This is a genomic window from Sphingobium sp. WR1, assembly GCF_059693745.1.
In genome coordinates, this window is record NZ_JCATID010000011.1 from 79996 (window position 1) to 96561 (window position 16566).

General features: G+C 67.4%; 14 protein-coding genes and 1 riboswitch. Of the genes, 7 read left to right on the top strand and 7 right to left on the bottom strand.

Features of this window, described 5'->3' with window-relative positions:
* Nucleotides 1–43: 43 nt before the first annotated feature.
* From AC58EF_RS14315 to AC58EF_RS14335, 5 genes are all read right to left on the bottom strand, one after another.
* Nucleotides 44–409 (bottom strand): ferredoxin, encoded by a 366-nt coding sequence (locus tag AC58EF_RS14315; RefSeq protein WP_497277104.1) that lies wholly within the window; start codon nucleotides 407–409, stop codon nucleotides 44–46.
* A 12-nt stretch (nucleotides 410–421) separates the two neighbouring features.
* A complete protein-coding gene (thiC, locus tag AC58EF_RS14320) occupies nucleotides 422–2329 on the bottom strand; it encodes a phosphomethylpyrimidine synthase ThiC (protein WP_497277005.1) in 1908 nt (635 codons plus the stop codon).
* Nucleotides 2330–2340: 11 nt separating this feature from the next.
* Nucleotides 2341–2748, bottom strand: a complete 408-nt coding sequence (locus tag AC58EF_RS14325; protein WP_497277006.1) for a DUF2065 domain-containing protein — start codon at nucleotides 2746–2748, stop codon at nucleotides 2341–2343.
* 47 nt (nucleotides 2749–2795) lie between these two features.
* Nucleotides 2796–2905, bottom strand: a riboswitch (TPP riboswitch).
* Between the two features lie 24 nt (nucleotides 2906–2929).
* Nucleotides 2930–4534, bottom strand: coding sequence for a DUF4261 domain-containing protein (locus AC58EF_RS14330; RefSeq protein ID WP_497277007.1), 1605 nt, complete (start codon nucleotides 4532–4534; stop codon nucleotides 2930–2932).
* Nucleotides 4535–4613: 79 nt separating this feature from the next.
* Entirely contained in the window at nucleotides 4614–5216 is a 603-nt protein-coding gene (locus AC58EF_RS14335) for a flavodoxin family protein (RefSeq protein WP_497277008.1), read from the bottom strand.
* Nucleotides 5217–5318: 102 nt separating this feature from the next.
* Here AC58EF_RS14335 and AC58EF_RS14340 point away from each other — a divergent pair, with 102 nt between their 5' ends.
* The 3 genes from AC58EF_RS14340 to AC58EF_RS14350 are packed head-to-tail and all read left to right on the top strand — an operon-like array spanning nucleotide 5319 to nucleotide 8145.
* On the top strand, nucleotides 5319–5723 hold the full coding sequence (locus tag AC58EF_RS14340) for a winged helix-turn-helix transcriptional regulator (protein ID WP_497277009.1): 405 nt from the start codon (nucleotides 5319–5321) through the stop codon (nucleotides 5721–5723).
* A 59-nt stretch (nucleotides 5724–5782) separates the two neighbouring features.
* On the top strand, nucleotides 5783–6028 hold the full coding sequence (locus tag AC58EF_RS14345) for a hypothetical protein (protein ID WP_497277105.1): 246 nt from the start codon (nucleotides 5783–5785) through the stop codon (nucleotides 6026–6028).
* Between the two features lie 8 nt (nucleotides 6029–6036).
* On the top strand, nucleotides 6037–8145 hold the full coding sequence (locus AC58EF_RS14350) for a prolyl oligopeptidase family serine peptidase (protein WP_497277010.1): 2109 nt from the start codon (nucleotides 6037–6039) through the stop codon (nucleotides 8143–8145).
* Between the two features lie 64 nt (nucleotides 8146–8209).
* On the opposite strand, the gene AC58EF_RS14355 is transcribed toward AC58EF_RS14350, so the two are convergent.
* A complete protein-coding gene (locus AC58EF_RS14355; protein ID WP_497277011.1) occupies nucleotides 8210–8827 on the bottom strand; it encodes an OmpA family protein in 618 nt (205 codons plus the stop codon).
* Nucleotides 8824–9393, bottom strand: a complete 570-nt coding sequence (locus tag AC58EF_RS14360; protein ID WP_497277012.1) for a hypothetical protein — start codon at nucleotides 9391–9393, stop codon at nucleotides 8824–8826. The genes AC58EF_RS14355 and AC58EF_RS14360 overlap by 4 nt, the downstream gene beginning before the upstream one ends.
* Nucleotides 9394–9567: 174 nt before the next feature.
* Between AC58EF_RS14360 and AC58EF_RS14365 the strand changes: the two genes are divergently transcribed.
* The 4 genes from AC58EF_RS14365 to AC58EF_RS14380 all read left to right on the top strand — a co-directional run bounded on the left by AC58EF_RS14365 (nucleotide 9568) and on the right by AC58EF_RS14380 (nucleotide 16460).
* Entirely contained in the window at nucleotides 9568–12930 is a 3363-nt protein-coding gene (locus AC58EF_RS14365; RefSeq protein WP_497277106.1) for a transglutaminase family protein, read from the top strand.
* A gap of 97 nt (nucleotides 12931–13027) precedes the next feature.
* Complete coding sequence (locus AC58EF_RS14370) at nucleotides 13028–15394, top strand: circularly permuted type 2 ATP-grasp protein (protein WP_497277107.1); 2367 nt, start codon at nucleotides 13028–13030, stop codon at nucleotides 15392–15394.
* Nucleotides 15391–16284, top strand: coding sequence for a transglutaminase family protein (locus AC58EF_RS14375; RefSeq protein WP_497277013.1), 894 nt, complete (start codon nucleotides 15391–15393; stop codon nucleotides 16282–16284). The genes AC58EF_RS14370 and AC58EF_RS14375 overlap by 4 nt, the downstream gene beginning before the upstream one ends.
* Nucleotides 16281–16460 carry a hypothetical protein gene (locus AC58EF_RS14380; protein ID WP_497277014.1) on the top strand — a complete coding sequence of 60 codons (180 nt, stop codon included), beginning with the start codon at nucleotides 16281–16283 and terminating at the stop codon, nucleotides 16458–16460. The genes AC58EF_RS14375 and AC58EF_RS14380 overlap by 4 nt, the downstream gene beginning before the upstream one ends.
* Nucleotides 16461–16566 lie beyond the last annotated feature (106 nt).

Sequence of the window (16566 nt, forward strand, 5' to 3'; positions counted from 1 at the left end):
CAGGGGTTATAACATGGCTGGAGCGCGGTATCAAATGCCCCGATCAATCTGGATCGATCTGATGCCCCAGCCTCGCTCGACGCAGCCGCTCCGCCCAATCGGGCCGACATTGACGAACGCGAATACAGTCCGCCTCGCCGACATGCATCGCCTCCATCATCCGCGACAATTCCTCATCGGTTTCCGGCTGACGGGCGACGTAGCAGTGGGAATAACTGCCGTCTGGCAGCCACGCCAACAGATCGGGCGCCACATCCTCCCAGACACCGCAGGAAATGCAGCATCCATCCTCCACGTAAAAGGTGCCCGGCACATTGGCTGGATGTGGTGGCCGGGGCTTGTAAGCCGAGATTATAGAAGACTGTCGGGTGAACCGCCGAAGCCATTCACCCAACCAGACGCGGATCATCACGACAGCATCTCAATCATGCTCCCGATCGCCGGCGCCCATGTATAGTTCGCGGCCGGTTTCATGATAGAGGGCGCTCATCTGCGCCATGCCCTTTTCCGCTTCCTCCTCGGTGGTGGCCGCAATGAAGGCGTCGGCGGGCTGATTCTGCTTCGCCGCGAAGTCCCTGACCTCTTGGGTAATCTTCATCGAGCAGAATTTGGGGCCGCACATGGAGCAGAAATGCGCGCTCTTGGCGCCTTCGGCCGGGAGTGTCTGGTCGTGATATTTTTCCGCCGTGTCGGGATCGAGCGACAGGTTGAACTGGTCGCGCCAGCGAAATTCGAAGCGGGCGCGGCTGAGCGCATCGTCGCGGACCTTGGCGGCGGGATGGCCCTTGGCGAGGTCGGCGGCGTGGGCGGCGAGCTTGTAGGTGACGACGCCGACCTTCACATCGTCGCGGTCTGGCAGGCCCAGATGCTCCTTGGGCGTGACATAGCAGAGCATCGCCGTGCCATACCAGCCGATCATTGCGGCGCCGATGCCGCTGGTGATATGGTCGTAGCCGGGCGCGATGTCGGTGGTGAGCGGCCCAAGCGTGTAGAAGGGCGCTTCGCCGCACGCCTCCAGCTGCTTGTCCATATTCTGCTTGATCTTGTGCATCGGGACATGGCCCGGCCCTTCGATCATTACCTGCACATCCTGTTCCCAGGCGCGCTTGGTGAGTTCGCCCAGCGTATAGAGTTCGGCGAACTGCGCCTCGTCATTGGCGTCCGCGATCGAGCCGGGGCGCAGGCCGTCGCCCAGCGAATAGGCGATGTCATAGGCCTTCATGATCTCGGTGATCTCGTCGAAATGCTCGTAGAGGAAGCTTTCTTTGTGATGGGCGAGGCACCATTTCGCCATGATCGACCCGCCGCGCGAGACGATGCCGGTAACGCGCTTCGCCGTCATCGGGATATAGGGCAGGCGCACACCGGCATGGATGGTGAAATAGTCGACGCCCTGCTCCGCCTGCTCGATCAGCGTGTCGCGGAAAATGTCCCAGTTGAGGTCTTCGGCAATGCCGCCGACCTTCTCCAGCGCCTGATAAATGGGCACGGTGCCGATCGGAACGGGCGAGTTGCGCATGATCCATTCGCGGGTGTCGTGGATGTTGCGGCCGGTCGACAGGTCCATCACCGTGTCCGCGCCCCAGCGGATCGACCAGACCAGCTTGTCGACTTCGCTGGCGACGTCGGAGGCGACGGCGCTGTTGCCGATATTGGCGTTGATCTTCACCAGGAAATTGCGGCCGATCGCCATCGGCTCGCTTTCCGGGTGGTTGATGTTCGACGGAATGATGGCGCGACCGCGCGCCACTTCGTCGCGCACGAATTCGGGGGTCACATAGTCGGGGATGTCCGCGCCCCAGTCATGGCCGTCGCGGATATATTCCTTGAGGCGCGCGCGGCCCAGATTCTCGCGTTCAGCGACATATTCCATCTCCGGCGTGATGATGCCGCGGCGGGCATAGTGCATCTGGGAGACGTTCATGCCCGCCTTGGCACGGAGCGGGCGCTGCACGACATTGGGGAAGGGCTGCACGCGTCCATTTCTGGATTCCGCCACAGTCGAGACTGTGCCGGTGGCCGAACGGCCCGGCCCCTTGAGGCCGTTATCCTCCGGCTTGATCGCACGGGCGTCATATTCTTCGACATCGCCGCGCGCCATGATCCAGTCGCGGCGCAGCGCGGGGAGGCCCGCCATGATGTCGATCCGCGCATCGGGGTCCGTATAGGGGCCGGACGTGTCGTAGACGCGGACCGGCGGCTCGCCGCTGCCGGGTTCCAGGTCGATCTCGCGCATGGCGACCTTCAGGGGGCCGACATGGATTTTGCGGGAGCCGCGGATGGGGCCTGTTGTTACGCGCATTTCGGTGCGAGCGGGAACATCTGCCATGAGGGTACCTTTCAGACGGAAATGGTGGCGCGGCCGGTGAGGCCGGCGAGGAAGAGAAAAATGCCGAGCAGAAGCGCGATGGTCGCCCAGGCGCGGATGAAGCCGGTGGACCAGTGGCCGATGCGGATGAGCGGTCCCGGCACGGCGAGGAGAAGCGCGCCCTCGATCAGGGCGACATAGGAGATGAGGCTGACGATCACGGCCAGCGGATCGGTCCAGCGGCTGTGGATCATGACCAGCGTGACGCCAACAGCGAAGACGGTGAAGCCCAGCGCCACGACCAGGGCGGGCGAGGCGTTGAGGTCGTCCATCACCGCACGCCAGCGGGCGGGATTGGCGAGGCCGCCAATGCCGATGAGGGTCATGTAGAGGCCCATCGCCTCCGCCAGGCGCAGGGTCAGGATCGAAATCGTGTCCATGGCCGTCTCTCCTCCTCTATGGGCGGAAAGCGGGTGCGGACTGCGGTTCAGACAGGCGCTTCCCTCCCTCCGCCGGTGTCAACCGGATCAGGTTCAACGGGTCGCGGCCACCAAGCCGCCTCTCAACCGTCTGCGGACGGTCCCCCGGGGTCAGGCGGACATAGACGATGCGGGGGGAGAGTTAAAGCCCCTTGCGGCCGAAGCTGCCGGGCGGGCGGCGGACCAGGCCGGTGGGGGCGGTGCGGGCCGGAACCGGCGGCGGAACCAATGGCGGGGCCGGTGGCGGCGAGTCGGGGCGGGGCATGTCGGCTTTGGGCCTGGGGACCTCTGGCGCATCGAATTCCAGCAGCATCGCGGGCACCGTACGCTCGCCACGGTCGGCGCGGCTGTCGCCCAGGAAGCAGCGGGTCGACCGGTCGCTGGCATGATCGCCGATCGTGTCGCCATGGATAATGACCGGGCCGTTGATCAGCAGGTAGCGCAGCACGCCGTTCAGCCGCTCCGCGACCTGCTCCAGCGTGCCGGGCGCATTCCACAATTCCACCTCATAGCCGGTGAAGGGCAGCATCCCGCCGGTCGAGATGGAAATGGCGTCGGCTTCGATCGAATGGAAGGCGGCCCAGGTCCAGAGCGTGATCGGCACTTCGTCGCTGCCGAGGATGCCGATCTGCTGGTAGACGCGATCGACCGGCATGACCGTGCCGACCCCGGCGTTGAACAGGCCGACGCAGCCATGGCGCTTGGCGGCGAGGCCGATCAGCAGGGTCGCGACCTTGGCCACCTGACGCACGGCGAGGAAGTCGGCGGCGCGGGTGTCGAGGTCGACGGTGACGCTGTGATGCAGCCGGTGGGTAGCGATCGTGCGCTTGTCCTCCTCGGTCAGGCCATGGCTGCGCGCCTGCGCCTGGGCGAGGAGATAGGCGGGAAGCGGCGCCTGGCCGGTGTCGAAGCGGATCGTCGCGCCGCGCCCGAGCAGCGCGCCATGGCTGATCCCGGTCTGGCCGACCTGCCAGTCGCCCGCCGGATCGATCGCGCGCAGCCCATCGCCCACCTGCCCCCAGTCGAGGATCAAAGGCTCGCGCGCCAGCAGCACCATGGTCGGCAGCCGGTCGGCTTGCGGCAGCTCATGGGCGAAGGCGGGCGGTTTGGTCAGGCCCATGCCGTCGGCGATCTCGCCCATGCCCTTTTCGTGCAGGATGCGGGCCATGGTTTCGTCCATGTCGCCCAGGCGCAGCGCCTGTTCCTGGCTGAGGCCGCTATAGCGCCCCTCCCCGCGCGGCGAGGCCGTCGCGGCGGGCGCGACCGCGCGGCTGCCCGCGAAGGCGCTGGCGGGGCGGCCGAAATGCGCGAGTTTCTCCAGCGATTCGCCCGCCAGCAGCGCCTTGGCGGCGCGCAGCGTCTCCTCGCGCGAGAGCCAGCCGCCGCCGGGCAGCAACTGGCAGAGCGCGGCGTCGTCCGGCACCATCACCACCGAGGCGATGAGCAGCAGGACGCGATGGGCGATCATGTCATTGTCGGTCGTCGGGCGGCGGATTTCCAGATGCCAGCTATACACCGGCGCGTCACCGGCCAGCGGTTCCGGGCGGGCGAACAGCTCGCAGAAAAGGACGGTGGCATCGGTGCGCCCGGCGATCAGTTGATGGTCGCTCCACTGCGCCATGGTCTTGGCCCCGCCATCGTCCGCCTCCCCGATCTGCCATTTGTAGAGCGGCAATTGTGCGTTCAGCACCTGACGCAGCGGCGCGATAGGGAAGGGAACGGGCTGGGTGAAGACGATGATCGCCACGAAACGCGCCTGCCTGGATAGCCGAGGAGGCGCGTAGCGTAGCGGGCTGGTGTTTAAGATCGGGTTATGACCCCGGTCGTCAGCCCGCCATGGCCGGTTCGATCGCCCCCGTCCGCCAGCGCGCCGCCGCCAGCGCGACGCGATGGCCGAGCGAACGGGCGGTGGCGCGGTCGCCGGTCCGCGGTGTCACGTCGGGGGCGTCATTGGCGGCCTGCGCCATCGCGCCGATGAAGCTGCCGAGGCGGTTTTCCGCGTCGGTCGCGGCGGACAGGTCGTCATTATTGCCCGGATTCTGCCCCGTACCGATCCAGAGCATCCCATGCTGGGCGGCGAAGATGGCGAGGCTGGTCAGCGTGTTGAGCTTGTCGCCCGAAGGAGAGCCGGAGACGGTGAAGGCCGCGCCGAGCTTGTCCTTCCATTGCTTGGTGAAATAGACCCGCGCGCTGGCGTCCATGAACGCCTTCATCGGCGCGGAGACGGTGCCCATATAGGTGGGCGAGCCGAAGATGATGGCGTCGGCGTCGGCGATCCGGTCGAAAAATTCGCCGAACTCCGCCTGCCCGCCTTCGATCCGCAGCAGATCGGCGGTCGCGCCCGCGTCGGTGACGCCCTGCGCGACGTCGCGCGCCAGAACATCGGTGTGGCCGAAGCCCGAATGATAGATGATGGCAACCTTGCTCATGGTCGGTCCTTTATTGCTGTCAGAAGGGTGCAGCCGGCTTGCGAAGGACAAGATGAGAGCATAGGTACTGGAAGTGAAGTACGCACCTTGGAGTAACTATCGATGAGCGGGACAGCCAGCGCCCTGCCGGAATGGGCCGCACGGATCGATCCGTGCGAAGCCAATTGCCCGTCGCGCGAGATATTGGACCTGATCGGCGACCGATGGAGCCTGCTGATCCTACTGGTGGTCGGCCGGGGCGTGCGCCGCAACGGGGAGCTGAAACGGCGGATCGGCGGCATCAGCCAGAAGATGCTGACCCAGACGCTGCGCGCGCTGGAGGCGCATGGGCTGGTGGCGCGGCATGATTTCGCGACCGTGCCGCCGCATGTGGAATATGAACTGACGCCGCTGGGCGTGTCGCTGGGCGATGCGCTGGGGCCGCTGTTCCGCTGGATCGAGGATCATCATGGCGCCGTGGTGCAGGCGCGCGGCGATTATGCCGCGCGCCAGGCGGAGGCGGCGTGACTCCAGACGCGCCGCCCGATCCGTCGACCAAAGCCGGGCGCAGGGCGTTGCGGCATGAGATGCGGATGGTGGCGGTGCGGCCGCGGCGCTGGGGATTGTGGCTGCTGACGGCCGGCGCGCTGCTGCTGGTCTCGCCGTCCGCGCTGGGCATCCACAGCCTGTTCGGCTGGTCGCCGGTCTGGCTGGGGCTGATCGCCTGCCTTGCCGCGCTGCCTCTGCTGATCGCGGGCGCAGTGCTGCGGCGGCGCTATCGACGAGGGCTCCTGATGACGGGCCTGAAAACGGGGGGAAGTGAACGAACATGAAGAAAAGGATGATGAGCTTGGTTTCCGCTGCCCTTTTGACCGGCGCCGGTGCGCCGCCCTCCTCCACGGTTTCCGGCCCGGCCGCTCCGGCCGACGATCCGTTCGTCTGGCTGGAGGACTGGACCGGCCCGCGCGCGATGCAGTGGGTGGAGGCGGAGAATGAGGCCACGGTCGCCGCCTTCCAGAACGACCCGCGCTATGCGGGCTATTACAGGGATGCGCTGGCCATCGCGTCGGCCAAGGACCGGATCGCCATGCCGATGATGATCCATGGCCGCATCTATAATTTCTGGCGCGACGCCGACCATCCGCAAGGCGTCTGGCGCTACACGTCGCAAGCCGATTATGCGACCGACGCGCCGCACTGGACGACGGTGCTGGACCTGGATGCGCTGTCGAAGGCGGAAGGCAGGAAATGGGTGTGGAAGGGCGCGACCATCCTCGACCCCGAGGAAAGGCTGGCGCTGATCAACCTGTCCGACGGCGGCGAGGATGCCGTGACGCTGCGCGAATTCGACCTGGAGATGGGGCGGTTCGTGAAGGGCGGGTTCGACATTCCGACCTCCAAGCAGAATGTGGACTGGCTGGACAAGGACACGCTCCTGATCGCGCGCGATTGGGGAGAGGGCACGATGACCAAGTCGGGCTATCCCTTCGTCGTGAAGCGGCTGAAGCGCGACGAGCCGCTGTCGGCGGCGCAGGAGGTCTATCGCGGCGAGGCCAGCGATCAGGTCGGCACCTTTCCGATGATCCTGTCCGACGGGTCGGGCAACCGCGCCGCCTTCCTCTATCGCGGCGTGACCTTCTTCGGCAGCGAGACCTATCTGGTCGAGCCGGGTGGCGTGAAGAAATTGCCGCTGCCCGCCAAGAGCCAGTTGCAGGGCATGGTCGAGGGGCAGGTGCTGATCCAGACCAGCGAGGCCTGGACCAGCGGTGGCGTGACCGTGCCTGCGGGCGCGCTGGCGGCGGTGCCGCTGAAAGCGCTGCAATCGGGCGAAGCGTTGAAACCGCAAATATTGTTCGCGCCCACGGCGCGCCAGTCGATCGACGGCGTGGCGGCGAGCAGGGGGCATGTGATCCTGGCGATCAACGACAATGTGCGCGGCCGGGTACAGGTTCTGACTCCGGGGACAGCGGGATGGACCAGCAAGCCGGTGGCGCTGCCCGACAATGCCACCATCTCCATCGCGAGCGCGACCGACAAGGGCGACAAGGCCTATCTGAGCGTCGCGGGATTCCTGGCGCCGACGACGCTCTGGGCGATGGATGCGGGCGATCCGAAGCCGGTGCAGGTGAAGGCGATGCCCGCGCGCTTCGATGCGGCGGGGCTGGTGGTCGAGCAATATGAGGCGACCTCCAGCGACGGGACGAAAGTCCCCTATTTCATCGTCCATCGCAAGGATTTGAAGAAGGACGGATCGACCCCTACGATCATGACCGCCTATGGCGGCTTCGAGGTGCCGATGACGCCCAGCTATGCCGCGATCACCGGCAAGCTGTGGCTGGAGCGGGGCAACAGCTTCGTACTCGCCAACATCCGCGGCGGCGGCGAGTTCGGCCCGGCCTGGCATGAGGCGGGGCTGAAGACCAAACGCCAGATCATCTATGATGATTTCGCGGCGGTGGCGCGGGATATCTTCGCGCGCAAACTGTCTTCGCCGGCGAAGTTCGGCATCTATGGCGGGTCTAATGGCGGGCTGCTGATGGGGGTCGAGTTCAACCAGCATCCCGACCTGTGGAACGGGGTGGTGATCCAGGTGCCGCTGCTCGACATGATCCGTTACGAGCAGATCGCGGCGGGCGCTTCGTGGGTCGACGAATATGGCAGCGTGTCCGTGCCGGCGGAGAAGGCGTTTCTGGAGAAGATTTCGCCCTATGCGAATATCCGCAAGGGGGTGAAATATCCCACCCCCTATATCTGGACCACGACCAAGGACGATCGCGTCGGGCCACAACATGCCCGCAAGTTCGCGGCGCGGCTGAAGGATTATGGCCTGCCCTATCATTTCTACGAGGACACCGCCGGCGGCCATTCGGGCGACGCGGACATCGAGCAGGGCGCGCGGTTGCAGGCGATGCAGATGGTCTATTTCAGCCAGAGGCTGGAGGGGGAGTGACGCCCCTTCCCCTTCGGCCGCGCCGCCTGCGAGCGGCGCGGTGGTTCGGGAGCCATTGACCGGACTAGCCGGGAATGTCGCCGGGAATGTCGACGGTCACGCGGCGATTGCGCGCCCGTCCCTGCGGGTCGTCGCCGCCGTCCGCCCTGGCGTTCGCAGCGACGGGTTCCGCCTCCCCGCGGCCCTGGACCCCGAAAGCGCGCCCGTCCATGCCGGGCTGGGCGCGAAGCCAGTCGGCGACCGCCTGCGCCCTTTGCGTGGACAAGCGCAGATTATAGGCCTCTTCACCCTTCGAATCGGTATGTCCCGTGACCGTCACCGTGCCGCGAGCGCCCTGCCGCACGAGATCGGCCGTGCGTTGCAGGTTCGCCTGCGCCGCCGCCGTCAGGACCGCCTTGTCGAATGCGAACAGCGTGTCGGCGGCGATCTGGACGCGGGTGCCGAAATCCGTGCGCTCGACCGCGAAATCGCTGACGATGCCGCTGAGCGCGCTGCTATGCCCCGTGAGCCTGCTGGCCGCGCCGGTCTGGCGCGCAACCGGTCGCGCAGGCGCGGGCGCGGGGTCATCCGGCCCGGAGCGATCGGCCCCGGCTGCGGCTTCCCGCGACGCCTGCGGCCCGGATGCGCCGCCATCGCAGGCGGCCGCGAGCATCAGCAGCGCGAATCCCGGCGCGCGCTTCATCGCGCGAGCGGCACCGCGTCGAACGACCCGGCGCCAGGGATGTTGATCGAGACGGTCTTGGCATTGGCGGAGGGAGCGGGAAATTTGAACCAGGCCTGCACATCCTCGTCCCCTGCCTCGATACGGACCTCGTCCGGTTGGCTGCCACCGAGCGGCGCGGCCATCCACTTCCCGCGGTCATCCTTGAGCACGCCGAGCCGCTGCGACGTGGCGTCATCGACCGCGCTGACCTCATCGATCTTGAAATCCGTGCTGTCGTGCCACCGTCTTCCGTTCGAGCGTGTTCCCGGCGCGGCGCGATAGGTCAGGGTGACGCTCAGAACATCGCCCGTGACATTGGCCCGAAGCAGGTCGACATATCGGCCTTCCGGCCCCGGCTGCGTCTGGATGGGCGTTGTCGCCGGCGGAGCGGATGGCGGCGGCGAAGGCGAAGGCGCGGGGGACGGCGCTGCCGCCTGCCGCGCGACGCCCGCCGCCTCATTCGATGCCGCCTGCTCCTTCTCCACGGAGCAGGCGGCCAGGCTGAACGCGCCTGCCGCCGCCATCATCCACCTTGCTTTGCGCATCATCTCTCTCCGCTATTGTCTGGATCTTGGGCGATCCTGTCGCCATCGGCGACTTTCGTCCACCCGGCTCTTTCCCAGCCGGCATGACGCTGCGGCGAATGGAAGTTGCGAGAATCTTCCCTCGCGCGACAGTTTCGCATTGCATTGCAGCAAAGCGTGGCGTTTGATCCATATATGCTCAAGGCCGCGCTCCATCACCTGACGTCCTACCGCTACAGCCGCCCGATCCGGCTTGGTCCACAGGTGATAAGATTACGGCCCGCGCCGCATAGCCGGACCAAAGTGCCCAATTATGCGCTGAAGATCGAACCGTCGGGCCATTTCCTTAACTGGCAGCAGGACCCGCACGGCAACTGGCTGGCGCGGATCGTCTTTCCAGAGCCAGTCGATCATTTCTCGATCGAGGTCGACCTGCTCGCCGATCTCGACATCATCAATCCCTTCGACTTCTTCGTCGAGCCCTATGCGGAGGATTATCCCTTCGCCTATGACGATCAGTTGAAGACCGACCTCGCCGCCTATTTCGACCTGGAGGATCAGGGGCCGTTGTTCGATGCGCTGGTCGCCGAATATGACGGGCATCGGGGGCGCACGGTCGATTTTCTGGTCGAGGTGAACCGGCGGCTGCAACAGCGGGTCGGCTATGTCATCCGCATGGAGACGGGCGTGCAAAGCCCCGAGGAGACGCTGGACATCGGCACGGGGTCGTGTCGCGATTCCGCCTGGCTGCTGGTGCAGTTGCTGCGGCGGCTGGGTTTCGCCGCGCGCTTCGTGTCGGGCTATTCGATCCAACTGGTCGCCGATGTCGAGCCGTTGGAAGGGCCGAAGGGCGTGACGCAGGACGTGGTCGACCTGCACGCCTGGGCGGAGGCCTATGTGCCCGGCGCGGGCTGGGTGGCGCTGGACGCGACCAGCGGCATGTTCGCGGGCGAGGGCCATATCCCGCTTTGCGCCACGCCCCATTATCGTTCCGCCGCGCCGATCAGCGGCATGGCGGAACCCGCTGAGGTGGATTTCCACTTTGCCATGGGCGTGTCGCGCATCGCCGAGGCGGTGCGGATCACCAAGCCCTTCACCGATGCGCGCTGGGACGCGGTGATGGCGCTGGGCGCCAAGGTGGACAGCGATCTGGACAGTCAGGACGTGCGCCTGACCACCGGCGGCGAGCCGACCTTCGTCGCGGAAAATGGCGGCGAGGCGGGCGAGTGGAATGGCGATGCGGTGGGACCGACCAAGGCGGGCTATGCCGACCGGCTGATCCGCAAGCTGCGCGCCGAGTTCGCCCCTGGGGGCCTGCTGCACCATGGCCAGGGCAAATGGTATCCGGGCGAGAGCCTGCCGCGCTGGGCCTATGCGGTGTACTGGCGCAAGGATGGCGTGCCGCTGTGGCGCGACGCGGACCTGATCGCCCATGACGAGGCGCCCGAGGGCGCGCGGGCGGTGACGGCGGCGGACGCGCAGGCCTTTCTGGGCGCGATGGCGGGCGACATGGGCTTTTCCGCCGACCATATCCATGCCGTGTATGAAGACCCGGCGGTGTGGGCGGTGAAAGAAGCGGAACTGCCGGTCAACACGTCGCCGGAAGCGCCCGAGATCAGCGATCCCGAAGCGCGGGCGCGGATGGTGAAGGCGTTCGAGCGTGGCCTCGACCAGCCGGTCGGCTATGTGCTGCCGGTGCAGCGCTGGCAGACGCAGCAAGCGACGCCGCGCTGGCAGAGCGAGATCTGGCAGTTGCGCCGGGGCAAGCTGTTCGCGGTGCCGGGGGATTCGGCGCTGGGCTATCGCCTGCCGCTGGGATCGCTGCCCCATGTACCGGAATCGGCCTATCCCTATATCCATCCGCGCGACACCAGCGAACCGCGCGGGCCGCTGGGCGACTATCGCGCGCAGGTGAGCGAGGCGGCGACGCGCGAGGAGGTGCAGGCCCAGCGCGTCCAGCGCGTCGGCGAGGTGGAGGGCGGCGCGGCGGCGCAGGAGCGGGTCGAGCAGGTGATCATCGAGGGGGCGGTGCGCACCGCCATCACGGTCGAGCCGCATGGCCATTATCTGTCGGTCTTCCTGCCGCCGGTGCAGACGCTGGAAGATTATCTGGAACTGATCGCGCAGGTGGAAAGGGTCGCCGAGGCGACGCGCATTCCGGTGCGGATCGAAGGCTATGCCCCGCCGCCCGACCCGCGTCTGGACGTGCTGAAGGCCACGCCCGACCCCGGCGTGATCGAGGTCAATGTCCAGCCCGCCGCGAGCTGGGACGAGACGGTGCGGATCACTGAGCGCCTCTATGCGCTCGCCCGCGAATGCGACCTGACCGCCGACAAGTTCATGGTCGACGGCCGGTCGGTCGGCACCGGCGGTGGCAATCATATCGTGCTGGGCGGGCCGAGCCTGGAGGATTCGCCCTTCATCCGGCGGCCCGATCTGCTCAAGAGCTTCATCCTCTACTGGCAGCGGCATCCTTCCCTCTCCTATCTCTTCTCCGGCCTCGTCATCGGGCCGACGAGCCAGGCGCCGCGTATCGACGAGGCGCGGCATGACGGGCTATACGAGCTGGAGATCGCGCTGGCGCAGGTGCCCGATCCGATTGCCGAAGGTGTCGACAGATTGCCGCCGCCCTGGCTGGTCGACCGGCTGTTCCGCAATCTGCTGGTCGACGTGACCGGCAATACCCATCGCACCGAAATCTGCATCGACAAGATGTTCTCGCCCGATGGGCCGACCGGGCGGCTGGGCCTGCTGGAGTTTCGCGGGTTCGAGATGCCGCCCGAAGCGCGGATGAGCCTGGCCCAGATATTGCTGATCCGGGCGCTGACCGCGTGGTTCTGGCGCCAGCCGCAGCAGGGCGGGCTGGTGCGATGGGGGACGGCGCTGCACGACCGATTCATGCTGCCTCATTTCGTCTGGGCCGATTTCCTGGAGGTGCTGGGCGACTTGAAAGGAGCGGGCTACACGTTCGATCCGAACTGGTTCGAGGCGCAGCGCCAGTTCCGCTTCCCCGTCCATGGGCAGGTGGATGCGGGCGGCGTGGGGCTGGAACTCACCCATGCGCTGGAGCCGTGGAACGTGCTGGGCGAGACGGGCGCGATCGGCGGCACGGTGCGCTATGTCGACAGTTCGACCGAGCGGTTGCAGGTGCGCGCCACCGGGCTGATCGCGGGGCGGCACATCGTCGCCTGCAACGGGCGGCAGGTGCCGATGACGCCGATCGCCGTGCCGGGCGAGGGCGTGGGCGGCGTGCGCTACAAGGCGTGGGCGCCGGCCAATTGCCTGCATCCCAATCTGCCGGTCAATGCGCCGCTGACCTTCGACGTGCTGGATAGCTGGAGCGGGCGGTCGCTGGGCGGCTGCGTCTATCATGTCGCGCATCCGGGCGGGCGCAGTTACGACACGCTGCCGATCAACGGCTATGAAGCGGAAGCGCGGCGCAAGGCGCGGTTTCAGGATCATGGCCATACGCCCGGCCCGGTCGACATGCCGCCCGCCGAACTGCCCGGCGAGTTTCCGATGACGCTCGATTTGCGGTTCCGGCATCCGGGCGGGTAAGGATGATCCGGTGGATACCGAAACCCGACTAGACTGGGCGGACGCCTATCTGGCCACCGCGCCCAAGGGCGACCTGTTTGCGGGCGCCTCGCCCGAGATGGCGGCGCGCTGGCGGGCGATGCTGGAGCGGCTGTCCTCTCAGGCGAAGGGCGATCCGGCGACCCTGGCCGATCATGTCGGGCGGCAGGCGGCGGATCTGGGCCTGGCCTTCCGCCTGACCGGCGACGAGGAGGAGCGCGCCTGGCCGCTCGGCCCGGTGCCGCTGCTGATCGGGGCCAAGGAATGGAGCCATATCGAAAGCGGCCTGACCCAGCGCGCGCAGCTGCTGGAACGGGTGATCGCCGACATTTATTCCACCCAGTCGCTGGTGCGCGAGGGCAAGCTGCCCGCCAGCATCGTGACCGGCAGCCCCCATTATTGGCGGGTCGTGACCGGCACGCCGCCTCCCCATGGCCATTTCCTGCATTTCTATGCCGCCGATATCGGGCGCGGTCCGGGTGGCGAGTGGCGGGTGCTGGCGGACCGGGTGCGGACGCCGGTGGGCGTCGGCTATGCGCTGGAAAACCGGCTGGCGCTGTCGCGCGCGACCGGCGACCTGCTGGGCGCGATGAATACGCGGCGGCTCGCGCCCTTCTTCGCCGACCTGCGCCGGGGGCTGGCGGCCGATTGCGCCCGGTCGGACCCGCGCATCGGGCTGCTGACGCCGGGCCGCTTCAACCAGAGCTATGCCGAACAGGCGCATCTCGCCCGCTATCTGGGCCTGATGCTGGTCGAGGGCGACGACCTGATCGTGTCGGACGGGCGGCTGTTCGTGCGGACGATTCAGGGACTGAAGCGGGTCGATGGCCTCTGGCGCTGGATGGACAGCCGCTTCCTCGATCCGCTGGCGTTCGACGGCAAGTCGCGGATCGGCGTGCCCGACCTGTATGACGCCTGCGCGCGCGGCGGGCTGATGGTCAGCAACTGGCCGGGCGCGGGGGTGATCGAATCGCGCGCCTTCGCCGCCTTCCTGCCGCAACTGGCCAAGGCGGTGCTGGGGACGGAGCTGATCCTGCCCAATATCGCGACCTGGTGGTGCGGCCAGCCGCGCGAGCGCGCGCATGTCGAGGCGCGGATGGACAATCTCGTCGTCGGGTCCGCCTTCGACCAGGATGTGGCGGGCCTGTCGGACACGCATTTCACGCCCGGCGCATCGCTGGATGCGGCGCAGCGCGCGGCGCTCAAGGCCGCGATCGCGCGGCGGCCGATGGACTATGTGGGGCAGGAGCTGGTGAAATTGTCCACCACCCCGGCGGTGATCGACGGACGGCTCACCCCCCTGCCCTTCACCCTGCGCATCTTCGTCGCGCGCGACGGCGCGGGCCAGTGGCGGGTGATGCCGGGCGCCTTCGCGCGGCTGGCGGGGCATGGCGATATTCGCGCGGCGCTGATGGGCCGGGGCGACATGTCGGCCGACATGTGCGTGATCGACAGCAGGCCGGTGCCGCCCGACAGCCTTTTAGGCGGCGGTGCGCCCGCCATCCGCCGGATCGGCGGGATGCTGCCGGCCAAGGCGGCGGACAATCTCTTCTGGCTGGGCCGCTATATCGAGCGGGCGGAAATGACCCTGCGCCTGATCCGCGCCATTGCCGGCGGATCGATCGAGGCCGACCTTGGCCCCTCGCTCGCCAGCCCGACCATGGCGCGGCTGGTCGGGCAACTTGCCGCCTGGGGCGCGGTGCCCAGTAATGGCGCGGCGGTCGGGCCGCTCTGCGCGACGGCGCTGGGTGACGCGCGCCAGCCGGGCAGCGTGCGCGCGCTGATGGGCGTGGTCGCCAATATCGGCGAGGGGCTGCGCGACCGGCTGGCGAGCGATTTCTGGCGGCTGGTGCGCCTGCCTTTGCCCCCCTTCGACGGAGCGGTGACAGAGACGTTGCTCGACGCCTCTTCGCGGATGATCGAGCGGATTTCGGCGCTGGCGGGGCTGGCGGCGGAAAATATGGGGCGGAGCGACGGCTGGCGCTTCCACGACATGGGACGGCGGATGGAGCGGGCGATCAATGGTTGCCGCCTGATCGGCCTGTTCGGCGGGGATCAGGCGTCGGACGACGATCTGACCGTGCTGCTCGACCTGATGGACAGCCAGATCAGCTATCGCACCCGCTATCTGGCCGGGCCGGCGCTGGCCCCGGTACGCGACCTGCTGGCGCTGGAGCCGATCAACCCGCGCGCCGTCGCCTGGCAGGCGTTGCGCATGGCCGAGCATGTCGCCGCGCTGCCGACCCTGCGCGCCGACGGGATGCCGGAGGAGCCGAGGCGACTGGCCGATGCGCTGGCGGCGCGGCTGGCGCCGCTGACCGGGGATATGCTGACCATGGCGGATATGGCCGATGCCGAAAGCCGGCTGCTCGCCTTGTCCGACGCGATCGGCCAGCGCTACTTCCTTCAGGTCCGCAAGACGCAGGATGCGGATATTCTCGCATGATCTACCATGTCCGGCATCGCACCCTGCTCCATTATGCCGCGCCGGTGCGGCTGGCGCGCTTCAACCTGCGGCTGAAACCCGCGCCATGGCCGGGGCAATGGACGTCCGACTATGTGCTGAAGGTCGATCCCGTACCCACCATCGTCGAATCGCGGCCCGGCGGCTGGCCGGTCCATGTCGCGCGGCTAGTGATCGAAAGCCCGATCCGGCAACTGACGATCGAAAGCCGCTTTCGCATGGGCGTGCAGGGCGGCGTGATCGCGCCGCAAGATGACGATCCGACGATCGAGGCGGTGGCGCAGGCGGCGCTGGTCGACCGGGACATGGGACCGGCCGCGCCCGCCCATTATCTCTACGCCTCGGCGCGCACGCCGATGCTGGCGGCGATCGGGGAGTGGGTCGGCGCGGGGCTGGCCCCCGACCGGCCGATCGTCGCTGCCGCGCTGGCGCTGGCGCTGCGGATACAGGCGGAGTTCGCCTATCAGTCGGGCGTCACCGATGCGGGGACGCCGGTGGCCGACGCCTTCGCCGCGCGGCATGGCGTGTGTCAGGATTTCGCCCATGTGATGGTGGTGGCGTTACGGCTGGCGGGGCTGCCCGCCGCCTATGTCAGCGGCTATCTGCGCACATTGCCGCCGCCGGGGATGCCGCGGCTGGTGGGGGCGGACGCGATGCACGCCTGGGTGATGCTGTGGTGCGGGCCGACGCGGGGATGGATCGGCTTTGACCCCACCAATGGTTGCATCACCGGCGACGGGCATCTGTTCGTGGCGATGGGGCGCGACTATGCCGACGTCGCGCCGATGGACGGGCTGTTCGTCGGCGGCGCGGGCCAGAGCCTGTCGGCGATGGTCGATGTCGCGCCGGAAGAAGAGGAAGAAGTCGCATGATCGCCGCCGTGATTCTGGTCCTGGCGGGCCTTTACTGTTTGGCGCGCGGCGTCATGGACTTGCGGGCGAAGCGCTGGGTCTGGGGCGCGATGGGCATCGCGGCGGGGATCGCGATCATGGCCGCGCCGATCCCGACGCAGGTGCGTGTGGATGTGCCGGCGGGGGCAGTGCGATAAGGGAGTAGCTTATCTTTGATTTATAACTACTTCCGTTCGTTTCGAGCGTAGTCGAGAAACGGATAGAGCAATCCCTGCCTCGTTTCTCGACTTCGCTCGAAACGAA